Source organism: Rhodococcus sp. WAY2 (genome assembly GCF_009859915.1).
In the GTDB taxonomy this organism is placed as follows: domain Bacteria; phylum Actinomycetota; class Actinomycetes; order Mycobacteriales; family Mycobacteriaceae; genus Rhodococcus_F; species Rhodococcus_F oxybenzonivorans.
Genome location: NZ_CP046572.1, coordinates 4,715,255 through 4,738,739, shown reverse-complemented (window position 1 = coordinate 4,738,739; position 23,485 = coordinate 4,715,255). Strand labels below are relative to the sequence as shown.

The 23,485-nt window shown below is 64.3% G+C and carries 23 protein-coding genes and 1 pseudogene; 15 read left to right on the top strand and 9 right to left on the bottom strand.

Features of this window, described 5'->3' with window-relative positions; genetic code table 11:
* Positions 1-10: 10 nt before the first annotated feature.
* The 3 genes from GFS60_RS39215 to fdhA are packed head-to-tail and all read left to right on the top strand — an operon-like array spanning position 11 to position 3,570.
* Positions 11-1,282: a cytochrome P450 gene (locus GFS60_RS39215; protein WP_236603236.1), complete on the top strand. Its 1,272-nt coding sequence runs from the start codon at positions 11-13 to the stop codon at positions 1,280-1,282.
* Between the two features lie 21 nt (positions 1,283-1,303).
* A complete protein-coding gene (locus GFS60_RS39210) occupies positions 1,304-2,299 on the top strand; it encodes a PDR/VanB family oxidoreductase (protein ID WP_236603235.1) in 996 nt (331 codons plus the stop codon).
* A gap of 44 nt (positions 2,300-2,343) precedes the next feature.
* Positions 2,344-3,570 (top strand): formaldehyde dehydrogenase, glutathione-independent, encoded by a 1,227-nt coding sequence (gene fdhA, locus GFS60_RS21465; RefSeq protein WP_159924386.1) that lies wholly within the window; start codon positions 2,344-2,346, stop codon positions 3,568-3,570.
* 383 nt (positions 3,571-3,953) lie between these two features.
* Here fdhA and GFS60_RS21460 read toward each other — a convergent pair whose 3' ends face one another.
* The 7 genes and pseudogenes from GFS60_RS21460 to GFS60_RS21430 all read right to left on the bottom strand — a co-directional run bounded on the left by GFS60_RS21460 (position 3,954) and on the right by GFS60_RS21430 (position 10,807).
* Positions 3,954-5,765, bottom strand: coding sequence for a zinc ribbon domain-containing protein (locus tag GFS60_RS21460; RefSeq protein ID WP_159924384.1), 1,812 nt, complete (start codon positions 5,763-5,765; stop codon positions 3,954-3,956).
* 109 nt (positions 5,766-5,874) lie between these two features.
* Positions 5,875-6,051: pseudogene (locus GFS60_RS39205) on the bottom strand (IS607 family transposase); the annotation flags it as partial.
* Between the two features lie 123 nt (positions 6,052-6,174).
* Complete coding sequence (locus GFS60_RS21450; protein ID WP_159924382.1) at positions 6,175-7,368, bottom strand: cytochrome P450; 1,194 nt, start codon at positions 7,366-7,368, stop codon at positions 6,175-6,177.
* 276 nt (positions 7,369-7,644) lie between these two features.
* A complete protein-coding gene (locus GFS60_RS21445) occupies positions 7,645-8,712 on the bottom strand; it encodes a maleylacetate reductase (RefSeq protein WP_159924380.1) in 1,068 nt (355 codons plus the stop codon).
* A 48-nt stretch (positions 8,713-8,760) separates the two neighbouring features.
* Entirely contained in the window at positions 8,761-9,456 is a 696-nt protein-coding gene (locus GFS60_RS21440) for a GntR family transcriptional regulator (protein WP_159924378.1), read from the bottom strand.
* A gap of 27 nt (positions 9,457-9,483) precedes the next feature.
* The gene (locus GFS60_RS21435; protein ID WP_159924376.1) at positions 9,484-10,416 is read right to left on the bottom strand and encodes an NAD(P)-dependent oxidoreductase; all 933 of its coding nucleotides are present in this window, start codon (positions 10,414-10,416) and stop codon (positions 9,484-9,486) included.
* A complete protein-coding gene (locus GFS60_RS21430) occupies positions 10,409-10,807 on the bottom strand; it encodes a carboxymuconolactone decarboxylase family protein (RefSeq protein ID WP_159924374.1) in 399 nt (132 codons plus the stop codon). Before GFS60_RS21430 ends, GFS60_RS21435 begins: the two co-directional genes overlap by 8 nt.
* 369 nt (positions 10,808-11,176) lie before the next feature.
* On the opposite strand from GFS60_RS21430, the gene GFS60_RS21425 reads away from it, so the two are divergent.
* The 12 genes from GFS60_RS21425 to GFS60_RS21370 all read left to right on the top strand — a co-directional run bounded on the left by GFS60_RS21425 (position 11,177) and on the right by GFS60_RS21370 (position 20,923).
* Positions 11,177-12,373, top strand: coding sequence for an FAD-dependent oxidoreductase (locus tag GFS60_RS21425; protein WP_159924372.1), 1,197 nt, complete (start codon positions 11,177-11,179; stop codon positions 12,371-12,373).
* Entirely contained in the window at positions 12,370-13,215 is an 846-nt protein-coding gene (locus tag GFS60_RS21420) for an SDR family NAD(P)-dependent oxidoreductase (protein WP_159924370.1), read from the top strand. Before GFS60_RS21425 ends, GFS60_RS21420 begins: the two co-directional genes overlap by 4 nt.
* A gap of 44 nt (positions 13,216-13,259) precedes the next feature.
* Positions 13,260-13,751, top strand: coding sequence for a hypothetical protein (locus tag GFS60_RS21415; RefSeq protein WP_159924368.1), 492 nt, complete (start codon positions 13,260-13,262; stop codon positions 13,749-13,751).
* The gene (locus tag GFS60_RS21410; protein WP_159924366.1) at positions 13,748-14,461 is read left to right on the top strand and encodes a cytochrome P450; all 714 of its coding nucleotides are present in this window, start codon (positions 13,748-13,750) and stop codon (positions 14,459-14,461) included. Before GFS60_RS21415 ends, GFS60_RS21410 begins: the two co-directional genes overlap by 4 nt.
* A gap of 4 nt (positions 14,462-14,465) precedes the next feature.
* Positions 14,466-15,488, top strand: a complete 1,023-nt coding sequence (locus GFS60_RS21405; RefSeq protein WP_159924364.1) for an alpha/beta fold hydrolase — start codon at positions 14,466-14,468, stop codon at positions 15,486-15,488.
* The gene (locus GFS60_RS21400) at positions 15,485-16,270 is read left to right on the top strand and encodes an N-acyl homoserine lactonase family protein (RefSeq protein WP_236603234.1); all 786 of its coding nucleotides are present in this window, start codon (positions 15,485-15,487) and stop codon (positions 16,268-16,270) included. Before GFS60_RS21405 ends, GFS60_RS21400 begins: the two co-directional genes overlap by 4 nt.
* 5 nt (positions 16,271-16,275) lie before the next feature.
* On the top strand, positions 16,276-16,659 hold the full coding sequence (locus GFS60_RS21395) for a hypothetical protein (protein ID WP_159924362.1): 384 nt from the start codon (positions 16,276-16,278) through the stop codon (positions 16,657-16,659).
* A complete protein-coding gene (locus tag GFS60_RS21390; RefSeq protein WP_159924360.1) occupies positions 16,656-17,309 on the top strand; it encodes an alpha/beta hydrolase in 654 nt (217 codons plus the stop codon). The genes GFS60_RS21395 and GFS60_RS21390 overlap by 4 nt, the downstream gene beginning before the upstream one ends.
* 3 nt (positions 17,310-17,312) lie before the next feature.
* On the top strand, positions 17,313-18,266 hold the full coding sequence (locus tag GFS60_RS21385) for a VOC family protein (RefSeq protein ID WP_159924358.1): 954 nt from the start codon (positions 17,313-17,315) through the stop codon (positions 18,264-18,266).
* Between the two features lie 3 nt (positions 18,267-18,269).
* The gene (locus GFS60_RS21380; RefSeq protein WP_159924356.1) at positions 18,270-18,827 is read left to right on the top strand and encodes an HtaA domain-containing protein; all 558 of its coding nucleotides are present in this window, start codon (positions 18,270-18,272) and stop codon (positions 18,825-18,827) included.
* A 41-nt stretch (positions 18,828-18,868) separates the two neighbouring features.
* Positions 18,869-19,846, top strand: coding sequence for a PDR/VanB family oxidoreductase (locus GFS60_RS21375; protein WP_159924354.1), 978 nt, complete (start codon positions 18,869-18,871; stop codon positions 19,844-19,846).
* Between the two features lie 63 nt (positions 19,847-19,909).
* On the top strand, positions 19,910-20,923 hold the full coding sequence (locus GFS60_RS21370) for an MDR family NADP-dependent oxidoreductase (protein WP_159924352.1): 1,014 nt from the start codon (positions 19,910-19,912) through the stop codon (positions 20,921-20,923).
* A gap of 93 nt (positions 20,924-21,016) precedes the next feature.
* On the opposite strand, the gene GFS60_RS21365 is transcribed toward GFS60_RS21370, so the two are convergent.
* Positions 21,017-22,342 (bottom strand): MFS transporter, encoded by a 1,326-nt coding sequence (locus GFS60_RS21365; protein WP_159924350.1) that lies wholly within the window; start codon positions 22,340-22,342, stop codon positions 21,017-21,019.
* Positions 22,343-22,850: 508 nt separating this feature from the next.
* Positions 22,851-23,441: a TetR/AcrR family transcriptional regulator gene (locus tag GFS60_RS21360; protein WP_159924348.1), complete on the bottom strand. Its 591-nt coding sequence runs from the start codon at positions 23,439-23,441 to the stop codon at positions 22,851-22,853.
* Positions 23,442-23,485 lie beyond the last annotated feature (44 nt).

Genomic DNA, 23,485 nt, shown 5'->3' with positions numbered 1-23,485 from the left:
GGACCTCGACATGACCAGCACCTTCGGGCAGCGACCCGCTGCACCACCAGAGTTCAATCCGCTGAGTGACAGCGCACTACTCGACCCGGCCTCGATGTACGACCAGATCCGCACCGAGCAGCCCGTGTTCTGGCACGAGCAGCTCGGCACCTGGGTCGTCACCCGCCGCGAAGACGTAGAGACGGTCCTGATGGACTGGAAAGCCTTTTCCTGCAGAGGTAACGGCGGAAACGTTCCCGTGCCCGAGCAGTTCACCTCCACCGTGACCTCCGAGCTGATGGCGCACATCTCCATCAGCATGGACCCGCCGATCCACACCGAGATGCGTCGGGTCGCCCAGCGAGGCTTCCTCAAGCCGGTCATCGACGCCCTCGAGCCGGAGATCGAAGCCCGCGCCCATCGCATTATCGATCGGCTCGCCGACCGTGGTACTGCCGAGCTGATGGAGGACTATTGCCTCGAGCTCACCACCCAGACGCTGATGGCGCTGATGGACCTCCCGGACTCGTTCGAGCCGATGATGCGGCAACTGCGCGACGACCACTTCGCCGTCCTCGCCAGCGGACGAGAGCCGATGGAGGAGCCGCGCCGCACCGAGGTGTGGACGCGGTACACCACTGCGCAACTCGAACTCCGCAAAGTGGTGCGTGAACGCCGTGACAGCACCGCGTCGGATCTCATTTCGGTGATGGCCTCGGCACGCAACCGCGACGGCGAACCCACGCTGTCCGATGAGCGTGTGGCGCTTCATCTGTGTGAGTTCTCGGCCGCCGGGACCGACACCACCGCCCAGGGCATGGCGAACGCCGTCATCTTCCTCTCGCGCAACGAAGATCAACTCGCCGAGGTCCAAGCCGATCCGAGCCTGTGGCCCAGGGTGTTCGAGGAGACCCTCCGTCGCCGCCCGTCCGCGCCGTTCGCATCACGGCAGGCCACCCGTGACGTCGTATTGTCCGGGGTCACGATCCCCGCCGGTGACATGGTGTGGGTAGCACTGGCCAGCGCCAACAACGACCCCGACCATTACCCGGAACCGAAGAAGTGGAACATCCACCGCGACGAACCCACCGACCACTACGCCTTCACCAAGGGCCGACACACCTGCCTAGGCCAGCCCCTCGGTCGTACCCAGGGCACCGCAGGCGTCCGTGTCCTGTTCGAACGACTGCCCAGCCTGCGCATCGCTCCTGATTTCGAACAGGACTTCCTCCCATTGGTCATGCTTCCGATCCGGCGCAGCCTCGTCGCGAACTGGGATCCGGCCGACAGCACGACCAGCTAGCAAGTCGACAAGGACCATCCCATGCATACGACGCCCCTCACAGATGCGGCCACACCGTTGCTCACCTCCACGGAATCCCGGATGGAGCTGACGATCACGGCACGAACCCCGGTTGCGGACTCCGTCGTGGAGTTGACGCTCACCCACCCGGCCGGGTGGCCACTGCCCAACTGGGCCCCCGGCGCACATCTGGATCTCGTCCTCGGACCCGATCTCATTCGCCAGTACTCCCTGTGCGGTGACCCGAGCGATCGCGCCTCCTACCGGGTGGCGGTGCTACGCGAACCCGACAGCCGCGGGGGTTCCCTTGCGGTGCACGAAAAACTTGCCGTCGGCGACACCATCGTCACCCAGGGACCGCGTAACAATTTCGCGTTGGTCGACGCACCGGAGTATCTGTTCATCGCCGGGGGAATCGGAATCACTCCACTGATTCCGATGATCGCCGCTGTGGAAGCCCGTGGCATTCCCTTCCGTCTCGTGTACGGCGGCCGCGCACGAGCATCGATGGCTTATGTCGAGTTACTGGAAAGCCGCTACCCCGGGTGTGTCGAGGTTTGTCCCCAAGATCAGGTGGGACATCTCGATCTGCCCAAGATCCTCGGCGAGCACCGACCCGAACGGCTGGTATACACCTGCGGACCTGCACCGCTACTCGACGCAATCGAACGATTCTGCACGTCGTGGCCGTCCGGATCGGTGAATATGGAACGCTTCCGGGCGAAAGAAGCCGACCCCGGTGCAATCGACACCGAATTCGAGGTCGAGCTGACGCAAACGGGTGTCACGGTCACGGTCCCCGCCGATCGGTCCATCCTCGATGTCGCCGAAGAAGCTGGCGCAGTCGTGATCTCGTCCTGCCGGGAAGGTACCTGCGGCAGCTGCGAGACGCCCATACTCGAAGGCACTGCCGATCATCGTGATTCGCTGCTCACTCAGGAGGAGAAGGACGCCCAGGAGACGATGTTCATCTGCGTCTCCCGCTCCTGCTCGGGCCGACTGGTGCTCGACCTGTGAGCGTCCGGTCGCCATTCGAGGTCGAAACCCCACACAGAAGGACAATGATGACAGCGAGTGCAAACCGCGCGGTGACTTATGTCGGCCCCGGCAAGGTCGAAGTGCGTGAGATCGAATTCCCGAAACTCGAACTGCGGGACGGACCGGGGGTCAACCCGGCCAATGTCGGACGCAAGTGCGAACACGGAGTCATTCTGAAGGTGGTCTCCACCAACATCTGCGGAAGCGACCAGCACATGGTTCGGGGCCGCACCACCGCCCCCGAAGGATTGGTCCTCGGGCACGAAATCACCGGTGAAGTCGTAGAAGTGGGCCGGGACGTCGAATTCATCAAGGTCGGCGACTTGTGTTCGGTGCCGTTCAACATCGCCTGCGGCCGGTGCCGCAACTGCAAGGAACGCAAGACAGGCATCTGCCTCAACGTCAACCCCGACAGGCCCGGATCAGCATTCGGGTATGTCGACATGGGCGGCTGGGTGGGCGGTCAGGCCGAATACGTTATGGCACCGTACGCCGACTTCAATCTGCTCAAGTTCCCCGACAGAGACCAGGCGCTGGAAAAGATCCGCGACCTGACCATGCTCTCGGACATCTTCCCCACCGGCTATCACGGCGCTCTCACAGCGGGCGTGCGCGCAGGATCGACTGTCTACGTCGCGGGCGCCGGCCCAGTCGGACTCGCCGCGGCGGTCGGTGCCCAGCTCCTCGGCGCTGCTGTCGTTATTGTCGGCGACCTGAACGCCGAGCGCCTTGCTCAGGCTCGCTCGTTCGGTTGCGAGACCGTCGACGTCTCCCACGGCGCCCCGCAGGACCAGCTCGAGCAGCTGCTCGGCGTCCCCGAGGTCGACGCAGCAATCGATGCCGTCGGCTTCGAAGCACGTGGTCACGGCGGCGACGCCGGGCACGAACAGCCCGCGGCAGTACTCAACTCACTGATGGAGCTGACCACCGCCGGTGGCGGCATCGGCATCCCCGGACTGTATGTCACAGGCGATCCCGGCGCCGCCGACGACGCCGCGAAAGCTGGATCACTGTCATTGAGTCTGGGCACCGGCTGGGCGAAATCGTTGTCGTTCGCCACCGGACAGTGCCCGGTCATGAGCTACCACCGCGAGCTGATGAACGCGATCCTCGCGGACCGGGTGCAGATCGCGAAAGCCGTCAACGCGACCGTCATCACGCTCGATGATGCACCGCGCGGATACAGCGCCTTCGACAGCGGAGTGGCCCAGAAGTTCGTCATCGATCCACACGGGATGATCGCGGTCTGACCCCCGTTCGTGGCTCCTCCATCCACTCCATGAAACAGGTGAGTCTGGCGACCACTGCCCTGCCGGTCGGGGACGAGATTTGGCTGGGGACGCTCAGTGGTGACCGGATCGTGCGGTCGACCCGGGGCTGAGCCCAATGACCACCACGGATCTCCTCGTGGTGGTCACTGGTCGGGCGAGACGATCGTCTAGCTGGCCGCATCGTGACGTGCCCCAGGTACGAACCTACGCCGCCGTGATAGGGGCAGGTGGTGTTTCGATTGGTGACTTGGATTCTGCTGCAACAGTTGTCGAGAGTCTGACCAGTGCGAGCAAACACGCCATGGACACTGCCAACGCGACCACGATCGCCGCGGCAATCGCGTACGGCGTGCCGGTAGCGTCTACTTAAATCTCATACTATCTGCCACTGACGTGGCCGATGCCGGAGATGTAGGTACGTCACGGCTACCCGTAACACCGTGCGATGTGGCGGGTTTGACCGTGTCCCACACCGACGCTCGAGGTGCAGGAACATTCTTTTTCTGATTCACCCCCGCCTGTGGTGTCGCGGTGGGAACACTGCGGCGGACCCGGCGATGCCGTGGCCGGCTCGGGGTGGGACTGGTCTTGTCGCGGCACTGCCGGACCGGCGCATGCTCGGTGTTCCGGATTTCCGGGTTCTTCCCGCGCTTGCGAACAACTCTGCTGCGCCCGAGCAGTGCACGTTTAGCGAGGTTCACCGCTGCTACGTGGTCACGATTGCCGCCTACCTTGCACCGCGCGCACCACGCCCGGTGATAGCCGCCCGGGCGGGAGAGTTTGTCGTTGCAGCCCGGGCACAGCGCCGACGTGCCGCGGGCCGGGACGGACACCACCGTCACGCCGACCCCCGCGGCCGTGTGTGCGAGAGCGTCGACGGCTTTGCGGCGGGCGGACTGCGCGGCCCGATTATTGTTCACCCGGCCGTGACCCCGGGTTTCGAGGGTGCTGAGGTCTTCCACCCCGATCACTGCCGCGCCGGCCGCGGCGGCATAGTCGACGATGTGACGGACGAAGTGAAACGCTAGTTCCCGGTTGATCTTGCCCCGTTTGACACCGACCGCGGCGCGGTGGGCGTCGAGGACCGCGATCTTCTCTTCAAGTTCGGTGCGCACCTGCGGTGGTGCGGTCGCGGCGAGCCGCGTCAGGCGTGCGGCCTTGCGGTGCAGGTGTTGGCCTTCCGCTTGCAGCCGGGCCAGTTTGATTCCCAGGCCCCGGTCGTCGTAGGTGAAGCCCCGGTAGTCCGAGACCAATCCGTCGGGGCGTTCGGTGACGATGGCGGCCGCTCCGAGTGTGGTTGGTGACCAATCCACTCCCACGGCGGTTGTTGCCGCGTTCAGATCAGTGGTGGGCACGTGCTCGGTGGCAGCGCAGCGCAGCAGCAGCCCTCGGTGGTCGAGGACGAGGGTCGGCAGATGCCAGTCCGTGATTGCTCTGGTGTGCAGGTGTGGTGGGATCGCGGCGGTCAACCGGACCCGCCGCCAGTGCGCCCGATCTGTCGGGGCGGCGGCGGTGGGCAGTTTGACCGTCAGCACCATGACGGCGTCTGCGACGGTGATCTGCGAGAGTTGGCGATCGGCAGAGGAAAGCCTGGCCATCACCGGCGTCTGCGGCGGTCCCTGCACGTCGGTGATCCGCAAGCAAGTAGTGGGAGCACCCGCGCTTGCGGTGGTGCGCGAGCGCGCTGCGAGTTGTCGTGCCACGCCGCGCGCGAAGCCGGCCGGCACACACTCACCCGCAGCAGTCGGCGGCGCGATTCGGCCGGTGACGGGGTCGAACCTGGCCGACAGCGAACCGATGGCGGTATCCCGATACGCCAAGGTCCGCAGAGTGCCGATCGCCTGGGAGGTGACCACCCGGGTCACCCGCGACGGCACGTACACCCCGGTCGGGTAGGACGGGTTCCACCCCAGACGCGCCGCAGCGACATGCCCCTGCATCGGGAGCTTCCGGCCCGAACTGTCACGTCCGGCGGCGAGGGCATCGAAGGTGGCCGGTTGCCACAGCCTCGACACCAACTCCGATTGCGCGGCGCCGATCAACTCGAGCAGCCACCGCACACGACGATCGATGGTATCGAGCCCGATCGGGGCGTCGGTAGCATCGTCGACCGCCCTGTACAGGCGGGTGGTGTACGAAAACTGACGCGGCACAGTGAATCCGGCAACAGTCATCGGCTATCCCTCCTCCAACCTCGCTGCCGCATCGCCCGAGAAGTCGGCGTTGATTCTGTTTCGACCGCAGCCGGTAGCACCGGCCCGAAAACGACGCGAGCAACGCCATGAAGTCATCCATCAACTCCTCCACCAGCGACTTGTCGCCATGCTCCCGCAGGACCTCGACCGTAACCCCGACCACCGACAAATACCTTTCGATCCAGGCGACTCCGAACCGGGCCAACCGATCCCGCCACACCACCCGCACCACCGTGAAGTGGCCTTGGGCGGCGTCGTCGAGCATCCGGTCCAAACCGGCCCGCGTTAGTCATCGGCCGGAGGGGGCACTACCGACTCTGTCATTCGATCTCCTTCGGTATGGATCGGCATCACCCCGACGGGTAATGCCCATATGTGCTGTCAGTGTTTACTTTTCGAGTCGCAGAGGGATGCTTGACCAGCCGGTACGCAGCGCTCTGCCCGATGTCTCGGCGGGTGCGGCGAGCGTAATGGAACGGGTGCCCGCGAGAAGCTGCGTTCCGAACGCGAGAAGTTCCTGCCGCGCGATGGGCGCGCCCACGCACATGTGCGGACCGAATCCGAACGTCAGGTGCTGGTTGCGGTCGCGATCCAACCGAACCCGGTGCGGATCGGCGAACCGTTCCGCGTCGCGGTTGGCTGAGGCGACGTTGATCGCGACGAGCTCGTTTGCCGGGACTGCGGTGCCGGCAATCGTGACTTCGGCGGTGGTTCGACGAACGGTCTGATGCAGTGGCGGCCTCAGGCGCAGCACTTCCTCGATGGCAGCGGGTAACAGATCCGGGTCGGCCCGCAGGCGGGCCTGGTCGTCGGGGTTCGTGGCCAGGTAGTGCGCCAATGATCCCATCGCCGAGCTCGTGGTATCTGCGCCCGCGGCGAAGATCTGGGTCCCGAGCGAGAGCACCTGTTCACGTGAGATCGTTTCGCCGTCGGGTCGCAGTTCGAGGATCCCACTCATCACATCGTGTTCGGGGTCCCGCGGATGCTCGGTGCGATCGGCGATCAGGGTGTTCACTGCGTCGTCCCACAACGTCGCCTGCAGGGCGCCGAAGGCTTTGATGTCGTGGCGTAGAGCGTCGGCGCGGTCGAGGGTGGCAGCGAGTTCGACCCATCCCTCGTCGCTCAGTCCGAGCAACACCGAAAGCACCTGTGGCGGAACGGTACGCGCGACGGACCGGTAGATGTCCCCCTCTCCTGCTTCGATGAGCGGAGTGAGTTGTTCGGCCACGATGTGGTCGATTTCCGGTGACAGCCGCGCGACCCGGTCGGGTCGGAAGTACCTGTTGAGGAAGGTTCGGTAGAAGGTGTGTTCCGGCGGATTCGTTGCGATGGGTATCGGCCGATTCGGCGACGGGTACTCGACGAAGGGGCGCCCACTCGCAAAGTTCTTCCAGTCCCGGCTGGCCTTCGAGGCGTCGGCGAAGGTCAGCACACTCCAGAACCCATCGAAGTCGTCACTGTGTACGACCGGAGAGGACGCACGCAGTCGGTCGTACTCGCTGTACAGGTCGGATGCGGTGCTCGGTCGATAGGACGCGGCTGAATTCGCATCGTTGCGCGCGCCCGTATTCGTAGTCGTCATGGTGTACCTCTCGGCAGATCGATCCCGCTGAATTAGAGGATTCCGCGGGTATCCCACGGGGAAGAGAATTGGTTCCCGCAACATCGAATCGGAGTGACACCCCGATCGGTTCGGCTACCGTCGAATGTAATCTTTGCCATACAAATCGGCAATACCCTGCTGTGAATCAGTTCGCTTGGGGCGCTTGGGATACGCGTGACGGACTGATCTGGCCGGCGGGCACGACGCCGCCACCCTCGCACTGACCGGGGCGGGATGGCTATCCGGTGAGGTTGATCAGCTCGAGACCGTTCCCATCCAGGCATTTCGGAGGAGCTCGCCCAGTTCCTCGCGGGTCACGGGACGCGGGTTCGAGGCGGGAACTACGGGCAGGATCAGATCGGCGGCCTCGTCGAGGTCGCCCTCGGCCAGCCCGACGTCGCGTAGCGCGGTGGGCGCCTCAACAGATTTCAGCAGGGCACGCAGGCCGTCCACCGCGTCGGTCGCGCCGAGTGCGGCTGCCGTCCGTGTTGCCGCGGCCTGGGCATAGGGTGCGTTGAAGGCCAGGACGTGGGGCAGGACGATGGTGTGCGTTTGGGCGTGGGGCAGGTCGAACCGACCGCCGAGCACGTGGCAAATCTTGTGGTGCAGACCCGATCCCGCGCTGGCGAAAGCGACCGCAGCGAGATAGGCACCGTAGAGTGCGTGCTCGCGTCCGGCGAGCGATTCGGGTCGGTCGGCAACCTCGGGAAGGGCATCGGCGAGGGCGCGGATCGCCTCGGTGGCGAGCGCGGAGTTGATCGGATTCGCGCTCGGCGCCCAGAGTGAGTCGACGCAGTGCGCGAGGGCGTTGCAGGCGCTGGCGACACTGAGCTCACATGGGAGAGATCGGGTGAGTTCCGCGTCGTAGACGACGGTGTGGGGAAGGACGCGGTCGTCCTGGCCGGTCGTCTTGCGGGCTGCCTCGGTGATTCCCCAGACATTCGTCGCTTCCGAGCCTGCGTAGGTGGTCGGGACGGCAATGATCGGCAACCCGGTGGTCAAGGCGACGGCTTTGGCCAGTCCGGTCGTGGACCCGCCGCCGATGCTGATGAGCAGATCGGCACCGTGCTCTCGGGCGATGCTGCGAGCCTGTTCGGCTTGCGCGACGGGCACGTGGGGGCGCACGTCGTCGAATCGCACCGCGACATCGAGGTCGCCAAGGACTGCGTCGGCGAGCGACCGATCGCCTCGAGCGGCCACGACCATGGGCGTGGATGCGCTCAAATCATACGTGGCCGAACGCAAATGGTTCGCAGCCTGACCTGAACCGAACATCACGCGCTGACCGAGGGTGCGGTGGTCGAATATCGGTATCTCGTTCATGAGGTTTCCTCGCGGACTCGTCGCGGGCCGAATGGGCCGACGGTATGTTCACTGGTCGGATTCGAGGGCGGCGAGCGCTGTGGTGGCGGCGGTACGCACGTGGGCCGCGCACAGTGCCGCGGCGCGGGAGGCGTCGCGTTCCTTGATCGCCCGGACGACGCCGCGCAACTCCGCGACCGCCTGCTGGGAGCGACCGGATGTGGACAATGACGTCGCCCGCAGGATCCGGACTCGTGCCTGAATGCCCTCGATGAGCTGCTTGAGAGAGCTGCTGGCAGCACCTTCGACGAGGACGGTGTAGAACTCGTCCTTGGCCGCGAGGATGCTACGGATCTCCCCGCCGGCGGCGGTCACCTCGGCGAAGTGTTCCACCGCCGCATCGAGCCGCATGACTTGGGACGGGGTGGCTCGTTCGACGAACCGGGTCACGATGATCGATTCGAGTGCGGCACGAACCTCGTAGAGATCGGCGGCTTCGCTGACCGTGGGCGCGCTCACCATGGCCCCGCGCTGCGGCACCACCGTAACCAGGCCCTCGGATGTCAATTCCCGCAATGCTTCTCGGACGGTGGTGCGTGAGACGCCGAGTTGCTCGATGAGTTCTCGCTCGATCAACCGTTGCCCCGGGCGGAGCCGGAAGTCGAGGATTGCTTCGCGCAGCGCCGCGATGACCTGCTCCCGAAGAGGGGCGGCCGCCTTCCCCACCGGACTCGTTGCCCAGACACTGGCCGTCTTCGTCGCCATCGGATCAGTGTACTTTTTGTACGTTGGTCATACAATTTCCGGGGTTGCCGACTCTTCGACCCACCGGGCGATCTCGGTGTGGTCCGCGGCGGAATCGAGTGTCTCCGACGCTTGGCTCCACAGCGAGACCGCGTGCTCGCCGAGGAGGCTGGGCCGGCCGAGCTGCCGCGCCAAATCGGTGGCAATGCGCATATCCTTGAGCATCAGGTTCAGCGCGAAGCCGGAATCGTATGTCTTCGGCACAATGAAGTTCGGCCACTTGTTCTCGGTCGATCCGCTCCGTCCGCTCGAGCCGTTGATGACGGTGAGCATGACTTCCGGGTCGAGACCGAATCGCTCCCCCGCGAGGATCGCCTCACTGGTCACCATCAGATGAGTAGCCGAGAGCAGGTTGTTGAGCGCCTTCAGCGCATGTCCGGCGCCGATATCGCCGACGCGGACGGGTCGGCCCAGAAGTTCCAGGATCGGTAGCGCAGCGGAGACAACGGACGGCGCGCCGCCGACCATGATAGTCAGCGTGCCGTTGACGGCACCTTTCACTCCGCCGGAAACCGGGGCGTCGATCAGGTCCACGCCCCGTTCGTCGGCGATGCGCCGGGCGAGTGCCCGGGTGCGCATCGGCTCGGACGAGCTCATGTCGACCACGACCGCACCGGGCCGTAGCACCGCGGCGAGTCCGTCGTCGAGGACCGCTTCCACTACTGCAGAGCTCGGCAGCATCAGGATTGTCACGTCGGCGTCCGACGCGGCCGCGGCTGCCGAGTCCGCCGCCACGCCGCCGTGTTCCGTAAAGCGTTGTACCGCTTTCTCGGACAGATCGAAGCCGATCACTCGGTGGCCTGCCTCGAGTAGGCGGCCTGCCATGGGGGCGCCCATGTTTCCGAGCCCCACGAACGCGACCGTGGCGGTCGACGACAGGTCGTGAGTCGGCAGATCAACACCGGCAGCAGTGTCAGACATCGGCGCGCAGCTCCTTCAGGGTCGCCTCGGCGATGCGGAAGGATTCGAGCGCGGCAGGAACACCGACGTACACCGCGGCCTGGAGGAGAACCTCCTGAATCTCTTCGTCGGTGCAGCCGTTGGTCACTGCCCCACGCACGTGCACCGCGAGTTCGTGAGAGCGGTTGAGAGCGGTCAGCATCGCCAGGTTGAGCAGGCTGCGGGTCCGGGGAGGCAGTCCGTCGCGGGTCCACACGGTGCCCCAGCAGTACTCGGTGACGAGTTCCTGGATGGGACGGGAGAACTCGGTGACGTTGCTCAGAGAGCGCTCGACATGCGCGGCTCCGAGGACCGCCTTGCGCATGGCAATGCCATCTTCATAGGTCTCCTTGTGCGTCCGACTGGTGGTCATGGATTACTCACTTTCGTTCAGATTGTATGACGATAATTGCGATAGCGCTGCAGACTTTGCTGATCGCCCCGTGATCAGGCATGCAGTAAACCGGAAAATCGGCTTACCCGGTCGAGTCAAGGCCGTAGTCCCGACGCGGCTGCCCAACATCAACCCACGTGGCGCCGTGTTTCGGTGTCGCCACTTCAGTCTCCCCTCAGAACTAGACTCATGTCAAGTATTGTGGTGACTCGCATCACTCGGTACGGTAGCTTCAACACGGCAGATTGTCGTACATATTTCCTCCGCGGGCTCACCACGATGCGTCGCATCGTCGCCGGATACGAGCGGAACACCAGGCTTCCCACTGCAGAAGAAACGGAAGAAGACATGACTGAACAGACGGTGCTCATCGCAGGCGCCGGCCCGGTCGGGATTCTCAATGCCCTGGGACTCGCGCGGGCGGGAATCTCCGTCACCGTGCTCGAGCGGGGCAGCGAGGTAGTGCAATCACCGCGCGCCATGGTTTATCACTGGTCCGTGCTCGACGGACTCGAGCGACTCGGGCTGTTCGACGCGGCCGCCGCTCGGGGGTTCCTCAAACAGGGGTACACCTACCGTGTCCATGCCACCGGCGAGCAGGTGTCCTTCGGACTCGACGCACTCGAGGGCAGGGTTGCGCACCCCTACAACCTGCATCTCGGGCAGAACGCTCTCGTCGAACTTGCACTCGAGGAGCTTTCGGCGTTTCCGCACGCGAAGGTGTTGTGGAACACCGAGGTTCACTCAATTGATCAAGATGACAACGTTGTACGGGTGAGGACCATCTCGGACTGCGATCCCCTTGTCTTGACCGCACAGTGGCTGATCGGCGCCGACGGGGCACGCAGCACGGTCCGTGAGTCGGTCGGTATCGCATTCGACGGGCACACGTGGCCCGAGCGGTTCGTGGCCACCAACATTCGCATCGACCTCGAAGCTCACGGCTGGCCCCTGACGACCATGCTGATCGACGATCGGTACGGAGCGATCATCTCCAAGATCGACACCACCAACCTCTGGCGGTTCACCTACTGCGAAGACGAGGCATTACCGGTCGAGACGGTGCTCGACCGCATGCCCGAGTACTTCGGAGCCGTCTTTCCCGGCATCGACGACATCGAGCTGGTCGCCTTCTCCCCTTATCGGATGCATCAACGCGCCGCCGCCACGTTCCGTGCCGGCAGGGTGCTCCTCGCGGGCGATGCCGCCCACGCCACGAACCCCACCGGTGGCCTGGGGCTGACATCCGGGTTGTTCGACACGTACGTCCTCTACGAGGCTTTGGCCGCGGTGATCGACGGTCGAGTGTCCGACGAGGTGCTCGACGAGTACGCCCGCCTTCGCCGGGAAGTGTTCGTCGACAAGGTCAGTCCCGCAGCGTCGGCGAACAAGAAGCTCGTCTACCACTCCGGGAAGGGTGCGGCGCTCGACGAGGCGATGGCCGGGCTGCGGCAACTGTCCTCCGACCCCGATGCCTTGTTCGCGCGGTTGATGTTCCCCAAGTCCTTGGAGACGCCGTCTTTGGTTGCGGAGGTGCACGCATGAAGGTGTTGAATCAGCGGGTGGCGGTCGTGACGGGCGCAGCGAGCGGGATCGGGCTTGCCCTGGCGCGCCGCCTGGGCGCCGAGGGAATGCACCTCGTGCTCGCCGATGTGGATTCAGATGCCCTCGAACACGCCACAGCCCTGGTACGGGCCGACGGTGCGGAAGCCATCGGAGTGCGCACTGATGTTCGCAAGCTCGATGCCGTGCAGGAGTTGGCCGCGCGCACGATCGAACGGTTCGGTGCGGTGCATCTGGTGTGCAACAACGCCGGCGTCGAGACCGGTGGATCCTTTCTGGAGATCCCCGACGGTGCGTGGCAATGGGTGATGGACGTCAACTTCTACGGTGTACTCCACGGCTGCCGGGTGTTCCTTCCGCTCCTGGCCCAACATCCACAGGCACATATCGTCAACACCGCCTCGGTCGCCGCTTTCACCAGCGGCACAGCAACGATGACCCCGTACTGTGTGTCCAAATCGGCCATCCTGAGCCTGACGGAATCCTTGGCCGTCGAACTGCATACCGCGGGCAGCACTGTGGGGATCTCGCTGCTCGCACCCGGCCCGGTGAAGACCCGGATGCCCGATGCGGAGCGGAACATGCCCGATGGCCTCGAACCCGCCCGCGAACCACATCGAGTCGCGCTCATGGAGGAACTGCGGACCAAGGCCCAGCAGGTGGGACTCGAGCCGGCCGAGGTCGCCGACATGACTGTGCAAGCGATCCGGGACAACCAGTTCTTCGTGCTGCCGCATCGCGAGATGGCACTTGCGGGTGTACGCCGGCGTCTGCAGTGGATGGAGACCGGCGAGCTGCCGGCACCCCGCAAGGCCGGTACCTGAGGCCGGCCCGGCCCGTCCCCACCATATCTGAGAACCGAGGAACCATGACTACTGCCGTAACCCATGCTCCGAGTTCGGATTACGACCCGTTCGATGCCGAAGTCTTGCAGGATGTCCATGTGCATGACGGTCTCCTGCGTGAGGTCGCGCCTGTCGTGCACATCGACAAGTACGATTTCTACGCGGTGACCCGCCACGCCGAAATTCAGAAGGCGCTGCGTGACTGGCGCACGTTTTCCTCGACGGATCGTCCGTTCTACCAGCCGAACCCGTTCCGGCCCAATGCACCACTGATGCAGGACCCTCCCGATCACACGCAGACCAAGTCGGTGATGATGCGAATCTTCTCCAAGGAGAACATGGCGAAGATGCAGGCGTACTTCACCGAATCGGCCTCACATCTGGTGGACGACCTTCTCAGCGGTGGTGTGGTGGACCTCGACGGATACCGTGACGTTGCGTTGCCGCCCGGTACGTGCTGCAGGTCTTTCCCGATGTTCTCGGATTGCCCACGGAGGGCAGGGAACTACTGTTGAAGTTCGGTGATGCGGTGTTCAACGCGTTCGGCCCACAGAACGAGCATCACCACGCCAAGATGCGCAGCGGGGCCCCGGCACTCGCATGGGTCGAGGAAAATATGAAGCGAGAACTGCAGAGCGACGGCGGAATAGGCTGGCAGCTCTACGCTGCCGCGGACGAGGGTGTGATCAGCGAGACCGAGGCCGAACAGCTTCTCAAAGCCGTTTTCGGTGCCGGCTTCGACACCACGATCTTCGGGATCTCCGGCATGTTGCGGGCGTTCGCCGACAATCCGGAGCAGTGGCAGTTGCTGCGTGCCCGGCCTGATCTGGTCGAGTCCGCGTTCGAGGAGGCGCTGCGCCTGTACCCGCCGTCCCGATTCGGTGGCCGGGTCGCGCTCCGGGACACCGAACTCGGCGGAATCACCATCCCCGCCGGAACCAAGCTGCTGCTGATGTGGCTCGGCGCCGGACGGGATCCCCGCAAATGGACCGACCCGGACCAGTTCCGGATCGACCGCCACGACGCCGGAAGCCATCTGTCCTTCGGCTTCGGCATCCACACCTGCGCCGGGCAGGCCGTCGCACGGTTGGAAGCGAAGAGCCTGCTCAGCGCGTTGGTTGACCGTGTCGAGCGGATCGAACTCACCGGTGAGCCCCGCCGCGCGATCAACTTCCAGGCGTTCGGGCACGAATCGATTCCGATCCGCCTCGTTCCGGCCGGTTGAGCCGATGACCGCCACCACACAATCGGCGCGCTCGGCCCCGCATCGCAGCGCACCTGCCGCGTGGTTGCGGCGTGGGGAGTTCTGGGTGCATACCGGCACCGGCACCACACGGTGTGCCTCGTACGTCCGCTGGGAAGCGCCCGGCACCGATACCGGTGAGCTGCCGGTCGTGCTCGTGCACGGCGGAGGTGGACAGTCGCTCGACTGGACCACCACACCGAATGGTGAACCCGGATGGGCGCCGTTGCTCGTCGAGGCCGGTCACCCGGTGTATCTACCGGATCGCCCTGCCCATGGCCGCTCCCCCTACCGTCCTGACGTCCACGGCGACCTGATGCCGGCGGCAACACCCGCCGACGTGCAACGACTGTTCGCTCCAGGACCGAACGACAGCCGGCACCGGGCGCACACCGAGTGGCCGTGGACGCGGGAATCGGGGTCCACCCAGTTCGACGGTCTCGCATCCGCAGTGCAGCCCCCTCCACGAAGCCTGGCCAATGGGCACCGGCTCGACGGTGACATGCTCGTCGCGCTACTCGAGCGCATCGGACCGGCCGTGGTGATCACCCATTCCGCCGGCGCACCCGCCGGCTGGATCGCCACGCAGCGCCGGCCGGACCTGGTCGCAGCCCTGGTGGCCGTCGAACCTCTCGGTCCGCCCTTCCGCGACCTCGGAGACCGGGGCCGACTCGCGTATGGATTGACCGCGGTCCCGCTCGACAACCGATCCCGCACCGACTCGGTCGATCCGGCGCGATCGCAACGACTTCTCGGACTCGCCTCGACACCGATTGCCGTGGTAACCGCCGATGCCTCGGGCCGTCACGACGACGATCTCGCCACGGTGACGTTCTTGCAGTCCGCGGGCGTCCGCGTCGACCACCTCGTACTCGCCGATCTCGGGTTGCCGGGCCACGGGCACGGCCTCATCTTCGAGCGCGGCCACGATCGCACACTGTCGATCGTCCGGGACTGGTTGTCCACCAGCATCACTCGTCACACCCCTCCTGCCGAAGGACTGTCATGACCGTATCCACCGCACTGCGCATGTGGGCGCTCGACGCACCGACAATGGATCTCGATGCCGGAGATCTGGTCGTCGGCGCCGAAGGCATGATCACCTTTCCACTCCCGGCGTTCCTGATCGAACATCAGCGTGGACTCATCCTCTTCGACACCAGTTTCTCGCCGGTGCTTAACGACGACCCGCGCGCCTATTTCGGTGACCTGGCCGAGACCCTCAATATCGTCACGCACCCGGAACAACGCATCGACCGTCAACTCGGAAAGCTGGGCTTCCGCACCGAGGACGTCACTCACGTCGTCCTCTCGCACACCCACTCCGACCACGCCGGCGGCCTGTACCTGTTTCCGCAGGCGAAGTTTTTCGTCGGCCCCGGAGAATTCGACTGGGCGGCCGACCCGAGCGCCATGCAAGCCCATCTCATGCGGCCCGACGACCTGGCACCGACCCGTGAGTTCGACTGGACGACGATCCGGACGGCACAGCACGATCTGCTCGGCGACGGGTCCGTCCAGATCCTGCACACGCCTGGCCACACCCCGGGAGAGTTGTCCTGCGTGGTGAACCTGCCCTCGCAGTCCATCGTTCTGACCGGCGACACCGTCCACCTGCGAGAAGGTCTCGACCGAGAGGCACCCGACCCTCACGACTGGGATCCGGTGGCCGGGCGCGAAAGCATCCGCGCCCTCAAACGACTGCGCGACGACGAAGGTGCCCGCATCTGGATCGCGCACGACCCCCAGGACTGGTCCGCATTCGGTGGGCCACTCGTCGCCCAGGAGTGATTCGAATGATCCTCGTCGATTACCGCTGTGGCGCGTGCGCCGTCACCACCGAAACGCTCACCTGCACCCCTGTCCCGCCACACCGGCTATGCCCGCGCTGCGGGGGCGACGCCCACCGCCGCTACGGCGCTGCCGGACTCACCGGACGCGCCACCGCACCTGCCGCCGGCAGTACCGCGTGTGTCGACAACCCTGATGTCCCCGGACTCTGCCACGTCGGCCCGGCCGCCAAACGCACCCTCATCGCACGTCACCGCGGCGACACCGACACGCTCGCGCGCGAGCAACAGCGGCAACGCGCGGAATACGAACGGTCCGGACCTCCGGATTCGGGCCAGATCCGCGGCCACAGCCACTCGGCGCCCGCACGAAGCGGAGTGGTCTCATGACATCGAATCCTCATCTGCACGGCGACCTGCTGCCGCACGGAGTCCGTGACCTGGGGCAGGCACCGCTGGTGGTGTATGCCGTGCACGGTCGAGGTCAACGGCCGGGGTTCATGGCGGAGGTCGCGAACAGGATCGCCAGGCCGGAAACGGCGTACCTGCTGCCCAGCGCGGACGGCAGCAGCTGGTATCCCGAAAGCTTCCTGAAGCCGCACGAAGACAACGAACCGTTCCTCGGCCACGCCCTCGACGCCGTCGACACCCACCTGTCCCGGATCTCGGACCAGGGAGTGCCTGCAGAACGCACCGTGCTCATGGGTTTCTCGCAAGGGGCGTGCCTGCTTGCGGAGTACCTGCTACGTACCGGTCGCCGCTTCGCCGGTGCGGCCCTGCTCACCGGCGGCTACCTCGGCCCCGAGGAGAAGTCCTGGTCCGCGGGCGGTAAGCCCTTCGACGGGATGCCGGTGCTGCTCGCCACGTCGGCGCGCGACGAATTCGTGCCATTGGCAAGGGTGCATGCCACCACCGAATCGTTCGTCGAACTCGGTGCCTCGGTAGGCCTGCATGTCGACGACGACCCCGAGCACCGCGTCAACGACGACGTCATCGATCACACCCGAAAACTGTTCGACACCATCACCAAAAGGAGATAGCCCATGGCCTACGTAGAAGGCTCGCACCATGTCACCCTGTCCGTCGGCAAGGCCCAGGACGACGTCGATTTCCACGTGAAAACCCTCGGCATGCGCTTCATCAAGCGGACCGTCCTCTTCGACGGCAGCAAGCCGATCTACCACCTGTACTACTCCAACGCCACCGGCGATCCGTCCTCGGTGGTCACCACCTTCCCCTGGGCGCAGGCCGGACTCTACGGCAAGCGTGGAACCAACCAGGCCCGCGAAGTACTGCTGTCGGTTCCGGCCGGCTCACTCGACTACTGGCACGGCCGCCTCACCGAGCACAAAGTCGACGTCGACAACCTCGATGTCTTCGACCGGCGCCGACTCGCCTTCCGGCACCCCAGCGGCATCGAGTACCAGTTCGTCGAGAACGACAACGACGAGCGCGAGGGATACGCCGGCAACGGTCTGCCGCAGCAGTATGCAATTCACGGCATCCACGGCGTCGGCATCCACGTCACCACCCCGGAACGGATGGTCGATTTCGCCAACGACACCTTCTTCTCCCAGAGCAAAATCGCCGAGGAAGGCGACCGGGCAACCTTCCAGGTCGGTAACGCCAAGTACGGCAACTACATCGAACTGACCGCGAACATCAGCGAGGACCAGGGAACCTGGCATTACGGTTCGGGCACCTACCACCACTTCGCGTGGAACCTCGACACCCTCGCCAATCAGGACGAGGTGAAGTTCGGGATGGAAGGGGCCGGGTACACCGACATCTCCGAGCTGAAGGACCGTAAGTACTTCAAGAGTGTCTACGTGCGGACGCCCGGTGGAGCCCTGTTCGAGCTCGCCGTCACCCACGAGGACGGCGGCTGGACGTGTGACGAATCGCCGCAGGAACTCGGCAGCAAGTTCATGCTGCCGAGCCAGTTCGAGAACCGTCGCGGGGAAATCTTCGAACAGCTCGAGCACATCGAGGTATAGATCGTGACCCGAACACTGGCGTCGGCCGCTGCCTCCATGCAGACAGCGGCCGGCCCCGGCCACCCCCCAGCCGGACTCACCTGGGGTATCAAACAGAGCTTCCTCCGCTACCTGTCGGGCTTGCCCGACGGTGGGCACGCCGCTTCCGGCGGTGCCTACCTCAGCGAGAGCAGTTTCTTCACCTTTCCCCCACACACCGACGAGCAGAGAGTTGCGGGTGAACTCCGGTTCCGCGGGGCAATTCACCTCAGCGGCCACGCCGGCCTACTGCAAATTCTCATTGCCGACCCACGCCTGATCCTGTGTGATACCGGAGCCCTCCTCACGGTCCGGGACCGCATCGATGCGCCGGAGGATTCCGAGCGAATCCTTCTCGCCGAGCTCGAGATCAACGACTCCTACAGCACACAGCAAGGCCTGGTACTACCTTTGATCACTGCCGAACTCACCGCAGCAGGATGCGACCTCTTCGGTGGCCACTACCCGGCCGGTGAACCCCTCGACCCCATCTTCGTATTCGCTCCTCAGCCCAATCTCCGCAGCACCTGGCAGCGGCACTGAACACGCATAGCAACTCGGAGGACCCTCCTATGCACTCAATAATGACCGCTTCCGACTCCGACGCTCATGACACAGAACGCCGCCTGGAACTGACGGTGGCAGGAAAAGAGGTGGTGGCGGAAGGCGTCGTCCGCCTGACCCTCACGTCACCGGACGGTGCTCCTCTGCCTGCGTGGACGCCAGGCGCTCATCTCGACCTCGTTCTCGGTTACGGACTCGTGCGGCAATACTCGTTGTGCGGTGATCCCGCCGACCGCACCCGCTATCGGGTGGGAGTGCTCCGCGAACCAGACAGTCGAGGTGGTTCCCGTTACGTCCACGACACCCTCACCGTCGGCGATGCCGTGGCGGTTCGGGGCCCTCGCAACCACTTCGCGCTCACCGATGCGAAGGAATACGTGTTCGTCGCGGGTGGCATCGGTATCACCCCCTTGATACCGATGCTGGCCACGGCGGCAGCACGCGAAGTCCCGTTCCGCCTGGTCTACGGCGGTCGGACCCGGTCCTCGATGGCGTTCGTCGACGAGCTGCGGGAGCTCTATTCGGACCGCGTCGAGGTAATCCCTCAGGATGAATTCGGGCATCTTGATCTCGCCACGGTCATCGGTGACCAACGTGACGGTGTCGCGGTGTTCACCTGCGGACCGGGACCGATGCTCGATGCGATCGACAAACACTGCAGTGCATGGACTCCCGGAGCACTGCACATGGAGCGATTCCGAGCCAAGGAGTTGCCGGCCGGCACCGTGGATACGGAATTTACTGTCGAGTTGGCGCAGACCGGTGTGGCGGTGACCGTGCCCACCGATCGATCGATTCTCGACGTCGTCGAAGAGGCCGGTGTGACCGTTCTGTCCTCGTGTCGCGAAGGCACCTGCGGCACCTGCGAGACCCCGATCCTCGAGGGTGAGGCCGACCATCGGGACTCGCTGCTCACTCAGGAGGAAAAGGACGCCAACGAGACGATGTTCATCTGCGTCTCGCGCTCCTGCTCGAAGCGGATCGTCCTCGATCTCTGACGCCCCGCCGGGAAGCGGCGCGCTAAACCTGACAGCACACGAAAGATCACCGGAGGACTTGCCGTGAAGAATGAAAGTTGGATCGTGGACCGGGCGTCGACCGGCACATACGATCCCAGCTGTTTTCGCCTGTTCGAAGGCCCGATCCCCGCCGCTCCAGACGGCAAGATCGTGGTCCGAACGCTGCTGATGTCACTCGACCCGACGAATCTCAATTGGCTCAAACTCGATCCTCAACTGCAGGCGATACCGTTCGGTGTCGGAGATCCGATGTTCGGTGTTTCCATCGGTGTCGTCATCGAATCCCGCGCGCCTTCCCACGCCGTCGGTGACGTCGTGACGGGAATGTGGGGTTGGCGACGATTCGACGTCGTCGATCCCCTCTTCGTGCGTCCCGCAAAATCTGCTACGGAAATGTCGTTCGAGCAACAATTGGCGATCTTCTCGCACGTCGGGCGCGCGGCAGCAGGCGGCATGACTCTCATCGGTGAAGTGAAGCCGACCGATGCGGTGTTGGTGTCCGGTGCCGCCGGGGCCACTGGCTCGTTGGCCGCCCAAATCGCGAAGGCGCAGGGCTGCCGAGTGGTCGGCATCGCCGGTGGACCGGACAAGTGTGAGTTCCTTCTGGAAGAGTTGAAACTCGACGGTGCAATCGACTACAAGAAGGAAGATCTTCGCGAGGCTATCCACCGGCACTTTCCGGACGGTATCGACCTGTTCTTCGATAACGTGGGCGGAGAAGGAATCGACGCCGTCCTGACAAACATGGCAGTAGGATGCCGGATTGTTGTGTGCGGGGCCATGTCCCAGTACGACATCAGCGAAAAGTCCAATCTGTATGGCGTAAAGAACCTCCCGATGCTCATCTTCCGCAGCGCACGCCTTCAAGGCTTCGTTGCAGATTTCGGTCCACGCAACCAAATCGTAGACGAACTGCTCGACGACCTTGCACAGCGCGGACAGTTGGTTGCGCGCACACATGTTATCGACGGCTTCGAGAAGATTCCCGACGCGTTGACTCTCCTACTCAACGGGAAGAACCAAGGAAAACTGGTGGCGCAAGTTTCTTTCGACTGACACACGGGATGATCGCCGGCCGACCAAAGCCGTCACCACAGTCCGGCCGCACCGCCAGACAGGTCGGTACCGCGCAACTTCCCAGACCACCCTTTACGCCGGTGTCGCTTCCTTCTGTGCACTGGTCGAGGGGTCGCGTCGCCTGGTTCGGTGGCCTCTCGGGGCGGTCAGACCGAACACCAGAATCGAGAGTGCTGCAATTACCAGCGAAGCCGCGCCGATAGCAGTCGCCCACATGTAGCTGCCTGTGCTGTCACGAACGAAGCTGAACACGTAGGGGAAGGCAACACCCGAGACCCCGCTGAATGCGAGGGCGGTGGCGTACAGCGTTCCGAAGTTGCGCCGGCCGTACTCCTTGAGCAGGAAGTATGCGCCGAAGTCCGCCTCCGCGCCCTGACTGGACGCCACTAGCATGACGGCGACTGCCGTCAGGAAGACCGGGAGGGTTCCTACTGCCGTCATCGCCAAGGACCCCAGGGCAGCAATCAGCAAGAACGATACTGCCACTGCAATCTTTCGTCGGGGAAACAGGTCGAGTAGTGTCCCGGCGCTGAGCCGGCCGACAATTGTTCCCACGCTGTACAGCGTGGTCATCGTCGTCGCGACCGCCAGGCTCGCTCCCCCATCGAGCAGGATCGGTTGCAAGTTTGCCAAATAGGCGGAGGTTGCGGCGGTCACTGCGACGATACTGAACGAGAAGATCCAGTACCGGGGCGTGCGAAGCACCTGTTTCACGCTCGCCTCGGACTCGAGTGCATCCGCCGAAGCCTCATCGGAAACTGTCGAGAAGCCCTGCTCCCGGTCGCGAGGACGTTCCTGAATACCGAAGATCACGGCTGGCAGTGAGATCAGCAGCGCAAATCCGGCAAGTACCAGATAGCCCGCCTGCCACCCCGCGCTGTAGATAACCACGGTCACCAACGGTATTGCGATCAGCGGCATTACAGCCGAACCGGTTCCGACCAGACCGAAAGCCTTTCCAGCTCCCTTGTCGAACCAGACGGTCACCGCACGATTGAATGGGACCATGTACGCGAACGAACCCATGATTCCGATGCCCACAGCCAACCCGTAGAACGTAAGTTTGCTGACCGGCAACGTTGCAAACAAGATCAGCAGCACCGCGTATGCGACGACTCCCGTCGAGATCGTTCGTCGAGCGCCCCATCGATCGGATGCCCTACCCGCAAGCGGCCCACAGGCCGTGAGCAGCATCAGGACAATCGGCGACACCAGCACCTCGCTGGTACTCCAACCCGTCGCTTGCATCGTCGGCTTGACGAATACACTCGCAGTAATAAGAAAGAGAACCGAGGCAGACCCATACCCGACGAAGGCGGAGGCGACCGTGCGGCCGCCGCGTCTCCATTCCGTCGCCTCGGTGGTCGGCACGGACTGAGAATCGCTGGTTGAACTCATTTGTCCTCACATCACATAGTTTTCGTAGGAATGTGTTGGTAGCGCTCTAGGTCGCGTTCTTCCACTACAGCTGCGTACGCCTACGGCAGCGACCAAATACTGGGTAGGAGAGATGAATACCCGAGCCGCCATCCGTCGTGGCGAAGCGATTCACACAACCGCTCTCGACCATCCTGGTATCCAGTTTCACGATCTCACGCTCCCTCGGGCGGGAACTACACCCGCATGCGAAGTAACTGAACAACCAACTAGTCTTCCTGTCAAGCCCCCACTATGATCGAAGGACCAACGCGAACGCGACGCGGGCGTGGCGCGAGCGAGCGCTATCCCCGAAGCAGCGACATGCGCCCTACGCACTCGACGGCCTGCGCGGGTCGAGCACTTTCTCAACTTTCGGCCGCGCAAGAACTTGCAGTGTGCTACGCCGATAACGGTTTTCGCTGCTCGAATGCCACGCGATCACGCACGCCTTGCGCCGCCGGTTCGGATCCGCCCCGAACCTCAGTGATCATGGAGTCTCGTTCGCTGATGCGTATCCGTCTCTGATCAACGCCCGGAGGTGCGATTGAGACGACTCATCTGCCAGCGACGAACCTCTGGCCCAGCTCAAGGCCAGCGCGGTCAGGAAGAGGTCACGCGCTCGAAGCCAGCGTGGCGCCTTTCCGTCGCGCTGTGCCGCCTCGAGGAACTGACCGGTCAGATCGATGAAGCCGGAGCAGCTGACCGCGAGGGGATTGTGTTCGGTGAGGAAAGCACTGCGCAGCGGCCCGGGCAGGCCCTCGAACGCCCCGAAGAAGTCTTCGAGCGCGCCCATCCATTGCTCCAGGGCCGCGCCACTGTCGACGAGCTGTTCGATCCGATGCTTCTCGGACACGATCTGGCTCTCGCGCTTGCTCAGCACCTCGGCGAGTAGCGCATCACGCGTCGGAAAATGGCGGTAGAGGGTTGCCGACCCGACCCCGGCGTCACGTGCCACCGCTTCCAGCGAGGTGCCTACCCCCTCCTCGGTGAAGCGTTTTTCCGCCGACTCCAGAATTCCTGATCGGTTCCGTTCGAAATCCGCCCGCGATCGACGACCTCGCGTCTCACCACTCGCCATGTTCCACCTCGAGCTCTCACCAGAACGCCGCACTCACGACGCCG